This window comes from Thermodesulfobacteriota bacterium, assembly GCA_040755095.1.
GTDB lineage: Bacteria > Desulfobacterota > Desulfobulbia > Desulfobulbales > JBFMBH01 > JBFMBH01.
Genome location: JBFMBH010000198.1, coordinates 1 through 5,346 on the forward strand (window position 1 = coordinate 1; position 5,346 = coordinate 5,346).

The 5,346-nt window shown below is 67.4% G+C and carries 4 protein-coding genes; 3 read left to right on the top strand and 1 reads right to left on the bottom strand.

Annotation, left to right across the window (positions count from 1 at the left end; genetic code table 11):
- Together AB1634_18545 and AB1634_18550 are read left to right on the top strand one after the other, a co-directional pair.
- Positions 1–309 (top strand): hypothetical protein (locus AB1634_18545; GenBank protein MEW6221512.1); only part of this gene is annotated, 309 nt, incomplete at its 5' end.
- A gap of 52 nt (positions 310–361) precedes the next feature.
- Complete coding sequence (locus AB1634_18550) at positions 362–2,014, top strand: hypothetical protein (protein MEW6221513.1); 1,653 nt, start codon at positions 362–364, stop codon at positions 2,012–2,014.
- Between the two features lie 420 nt (positions 2,015–2,434).
- Here the strand turns inward: AB1634_18550 and AB1634_18555 are convergent, their stop codons facing one another.
- Entirely contained in the window at positions 2,435–2,782 is a 348-nt protein-coding gene (locus AB1634_18555) for a LysR family transcriptional regulator (GenBank protein MEW6221514.1), read from the bottom strand.
- A 154-nt stretch (positions 2,783–2,936) separates the two neighbouring features.
- Here AB1634_18555 and AB1634_18560 point away from each other — a divergent pair.
- On the top strand, positions 2,937–5,346 hold a 2,410-nt coding region (locus AB1634_18560), incomplete at its 3' end, for an FAD-dependent oxidoreductase (protein ID MEW6221515.1).

The window sequence follows — 5,346 nt, forward strand, 5'->3', positions numbered from 1 at the left end:
GTGATCGATCTCATCAAGAAGCTGGGCAAGGGCATCGAGCAGCTGCCGCCGGACAAGAAGATGGTCCTGGCGACGGCCGTCAAGCGGTTCCAGGAGATCGAGCACGAGAGCATCGCCCTGGTGGCGGCCAAGGAGGAGAAGAAGAAGGAGATCGAGCGGCAGCTCGGCATCTTCCGCGTCATCGTGCGCGGCCGCCTTTCCCCCAGGAGCACCATCATGATCGAGAACTTCACCAAGGTCATCCAGGAGGCCATGCGGCAGGTGACCTTCGCCGTCCAGGACAACGCCATCGTCCCCTCTGCCCTGTAGCCCAGCCCTGGCGCCTATGCCCGCAACCTTTCGCCCGGAGATCGGCCACGCCATGAGGATGAAGCTTCGGAAGAGCATCGGTTTCAAGATGGCGGTGGCCATGGCCGCCGGCCTGTTCGTGGTGATCAGCCTGTTCTCCCACACCAATGTCCGCCTCTCCGAGCGCCGCCTCCTGGCCATGGCCGAGCGGGAGGCCTGCAAGATGAGCAGCGCCATCAAGAGCAGCCTGGATGACGCCATGCTCACCAACGAGCTGGACAAGGTGCAGGCCATTGTCGATGCGGTGGCCCAGGAGGCCATGGTGGAGGACATCAAGGTCATCGCCCTGGACGGCGAGGTGCGGATGGCCAAGCTCCGGCCGGAGATCGGCACCGTTCTCGACCGGCAGGAGAAGAGCTGCACCTTCTGCCACGCGGACGGGGCGGTGAAGCGGGACAACCTGACGGTGCTCTTCGAGAAGGCGGACGGCCGGCGGATCCTGCGCAACGTCAACCCCATCGTGAACGACCGCCGCTGCCACGGCTGCCATAGCCCGGACACCGCCGTGCTCGGCAAGCTCCTGGTGGATTTTTCCACCCGGGACATCGACCGGATGGTGACCGACAACCGCTGGCTGCTCATCCTGTCGGCTGGGGCCACCCTGCTCGCCTCCATCGGCATCTCGATCCTGGTGGCCCTGGTGCTGGTGAACCGGCCCCTCCATCGCCTGCTCCGCAAGATGAAGGAGGTCGAAACCCAGGAGCAGGGCGAGGACCTGGTGGTCACCGGCGAGGACGAGGTGACCCTTCTGGGCGAAACCTATGACAGCATGATGGCCGCCATCGAGTCCCGCAACCGGACGATCCAGGAGCAGATGGAAGAGCACCTGGCCCTCTTCAACGTCAGCGCCATCCTCAACCGGAGCGGCTCCATCGACGACAGCATCCATCTCATCCTGCAGGCCCTGAGCCTGGGCTTCAAGGTAGAGAGGAGCGCGGTGCTGCTGTTCGACGAGACCGGGCTCCTTCGGGTCAAGGGGCAGTACGGCATGTCGGCAGACGAGCTGGACCTGGCCGCCACCTCCCTGCTGCTGCCGCCGCTGGCCGACCAGATCATGGCCGGCGAGCCGGTGGTGGCGGACAGCCCCGGTCCCGGGCTCCCCCGCTTTCTGGTGGTGCCCCTCAAGACGGCGGGGAGGATCCTGGGGGTCATCACCGTGCACCGGGTGACCGGCGGCGCCATCGAGGACGAAGCGCTTCGCCGCTCCTTTGCCATCGTCTCCACCACCATGGCGCCCCATTTCTCCGTCGGGCTGAGCCAGGAGGAGAAGAAGATGATGAAGGTGAGCCCGTTTGGCGCCTTTCAAGAATCGGTGGACGCCGAGATCCACAAGGTGCAGGAGTACATGGGGAGCTTGTCCCTGGCCCTCGTCCGGGTCAGCGACTACCCCGAGCGGTGCGCCCGGGATGGGGTCCTGGCCGCCTCCGCGGCGGTGCAGGAGCTGGGCCGCCAGCTGTCGGCAGCCCTGGCGGTGGTCCACGAAAGCACCCGGATCAGCGCCGACACCATTGCCGTGGTCCTGCCCATGCTGGACCGGCTGGAGGCGAGCGACGCCCTTGGCCCGGCCCTGGCCACGGTCTCAACAGGCATGGCCCTGACGACGGTCATCGCCTCCTCGCCCCAGGACGGGGCCACCGCCCTGGAGCTGCTGCACGCCGCCCATTGAGCGGGGAGCCATGCCCAGGAGGTCGCCACGCCTGGGATGGCCAAGGTAGTCTGGGAAAAGCCGGTGCTCAGACCGGCCGGCTGCATGGGGAAGGGGAAAGGCGGTGCGACCGGCTCTGCCGTGGTCACACGGCCGGCTGTCCTGGCCGTCCGGACCCGCATCTGGTGGGGCTTGGCCAGCGCCATGGCCAGGGGCTGGGCAGGCGGCCCAGTCACGGAAGGGGAAACAGTGGTGATGCTACGAAGGATCTATATCGACAACTTCCGATGTCTGGTCAATTTCGAGCTGCGTCTCGGCGAGGTGGCGCTTCTCTTGGGAGTTGCCATGCGCGGGGCGCACCCAGGCCGGCCTCAGGCAGGGTTTGTACCCCGCCGGCCGGGCGGCTGAGCCAGCTCCACGGACAATCGTCGGGCTGCAAGCTCAGCGCAAGCCCCCAGCCACCAGGCCGGCATAGGCCTGGTCGGCCCGATCCCGGACCTCCTGCTCCAGCCGCGCAAAGCTCGCCAAAAGCTCCCGGGCGAACGGAGTGAGGCACGACCCCCGCCCTTCCCGTACCACCAGGACCCTGCCCAGCCGCTCTTCCGAGGCCTTCACCCGGCCCCACAGCGCCCGGTAGCTCATCTGCAGCTCCCTGGCCGCCATCTGCAACGAGCGGTGGCGGTCGATGGCCATGAGCATCCGGTAGCGACCGTTGCCGAAGACCACCTGGCCGTTCGCGTCCTCGATCCAGATCTTGGAGCGGATTCTGAACCGTTCCCTGTTGTCCATCGCCCGGCCACCTCCCTGGTTCTGGTTGTTGCCCTGCCCGCCGCCGATCACCTATGTCAATATTGACATAGGTTGGGTGCTTGCAGTATATGAACCGGTTCGGGCCGGGCTATCCCGGCGTGGCGCAACGGATCCAGCGCAGGATTTGGACACCATGGCTTCGATCTCCCTGGTCATCGATACCGTGCCGGTGACGGCGCCGGCGGGCAGCACCATTCTTGATGCGGCCCGCCAGGCCGGGATCGTCATCCCCACCTTGTGTCACCTGCCGGGAAAGCTCCCGGCCGATTGCGGCATCTGCGTCGTCGCTGTTGCCGCTGCGGGGCAGTTGGTGCCGGCCTGCTCCACCCCGGTGACCGAGGGGATGGTGGTGGCAACCGCCACCCGCAAGGTCCAGGCCCATCGCCAGGAGCGGCTGGCGCTGCTGGCCAGCACCCATTTCGGCGACTGCAAGGCGCCCTGCAACCTGACCTGTCCGGGCCAGATCAACGTTCAGGGATATATCGCCCATGTGGCCAAAGGGCAATATGCCGAGGCGGTGCGGCTGGTCATGGAGCGCAATCCCTTCCCCTTTTCGGTGGGCCGGGTCTGTCCGCGCTTCTGCGAGACCCGGTGCCGCCGCCTCCTGGTGGACGAGCCGGTTTCCATCAACCATCTGAAGCGCTTTGTCGCCGACTGGTGCCTGGCGAACAAGGTCGATCTGCGGCTTGCCCGCCTGCCGGCCACGGGCAAAAAGGTGGCGGTGGTCGGCGGCGGTCCGGCCGGGCTGGCCGCCGCCTGTTTCCTGGCCAGAAACGGCCATGCGGTAACGGTCTACGAGGCCGAGGCCAAGCTGGGGGGGCTCTTACGCTACGGCATTCCGGAATACAAGATCCCCAAGGCGGTCCTGGACTACGAGATCGGCACCATCCTGCGCCTGGGCATCTCGGTGCGTCTCCACCAGCGGCTGGGCCGGGATTTCACCCTCCAGGAGCTGGCCGGGCAGGGTTACGATGCCACGCTGCTTGCCATCGGAGCCAGTATGGACCAGCCCCTGGAGCTCCCGGGCGCCACCCTGCGGCAGGTTGTGCCAGCCCTGGAGCTCCTGCGCCGGGTGCATGATGGCACGGCCGGCGCTCTGGGCCGGCGGGCGGTGGTGATCGGCGGCAACAACGTGGCCATGGAATGCGCCCGCAGCCTGCTGCGCCTAGCGGTGGAAGAGGTGACGGTGATCTACCCCCGGGCGCGGCTGGAGATGCCCGCCAACCAGCGGAGCATCCGGGAGGCGGAGAGCGAAGGCGTGCGCCTCCTGCTCATGACCCAGCCGATCCAGATCCGGGAAAAGGATGGCGGCCTGGAGGTGGAGCTGATCCGCACCAAGCTGGGGGAGGCGGACGAGCGCGGCGTCCGGCAGCCGCTGGCCATCCCGGGCTCGGTGGGCCGGATGCCGGTGGACGTGGTGGTCCACGCCCTGGGGCAGCTGGCCTGGACCGGGGACAGCACCGGCCTGGAGCTGACCCCGCAGCAGATCATCAAGGCCAATCCCCGCACCGCCCTGACCAGCCTGGCCAACGTCTATGCCGCGGGGGATGCAGCAAGCGGTCCCCGCTCGGTGATCCAGGCCGTGGTCTCGGCCCGCCGGGCGGCAGAGAACATCCATGCCGCCATCAGCGGCCGCGCCAAGACGCCAGGGGACAGCCGCTTCAACTTCAGCCGCGGCAAGTCCTTCGACGAGGTCGACCAGCAGATCTTTGCCGGCACCCGGGTGAAGCTCCGGGAGAAGATGCCGGCCAGACCCCCGGAGCGGGCGGTGCAGGACTTTGGCGAGGTGCGGCTCGGCTTTACCGAGGAGATGGCCCGGCGAGAGGCGGCCCGCTGTCTGGCCTGCGGCTGCACCGCCTATGACCGCTGCGATTTCAGGCGGCTGTGCATCGAGCACGGCGTGGATCCGGTGAAGACCGGCATGGCCACCACGCCCCGGTACACCCGGGACGTCTCCCATCCGCTCATCGCTGTGGACCTCGACAAGTGCATCTTCTGCCAGCGCTGCCTGCGGGCTTGCGCCTACGGCGCCCTGGAGCTGGCGGCCGGCGGCGTGGACGATGCCGGCCGGGCCCGGGACATCACCCTGACCTTCAACGCCCGCTGCGTGCACTGCGGCCAGTGTGTGGACAGCTGCTCCACCGGTGCCCTGAGCAAGAAGGACCTCCTGGTGCCCATGGTCAGCGAAGAGGTCCGCCAGGTCCGCACCACTTGCCCGTATTGCGGCGCCGGCTGCCAGCTTCGGCTCAAGGTCAAGGGCAGCACCATCATGGAGGTGGATGCCGAGCCCGGACTGGCGCCCAACTATGGCGCCCTGTGCGTCAAAGGGCGCTTCGCCTTCAACTTCGTGCAGCATCCCGCCCGCCTCACCAGGCCCCTGATCCGGCGGGGCGGCCAGCTGGTGGAGACCAGCTGGGAGGAAGCCCTCGATCACGTGGCCAAGCGCTTCTTCGCCATCAAGGCCATGTACGGACCGGACGCCATCGCCGGTTTTTCTTGCGCCCGGGCGACCAATGAAGAGAACATCCTGATGCAAAAGTTCA

Excerpts from the sequence above, each read along its gene's own strand:
- AB1634_18550 (MEW6221513.1), top strand. The coding sequence starts at position 362 with ATGAGGATGAAGCTTCGGAAGAGCATCGGTTTCAAGATGGCGGTGGCC.
- AB1634_18555 (MEW6221514.1), bottom strand. The coding sequence starts at position 2,782 with ATGGACAACAGGGAACGGTTCAGAATCCGCTCCAAGATCTGGATCGAG.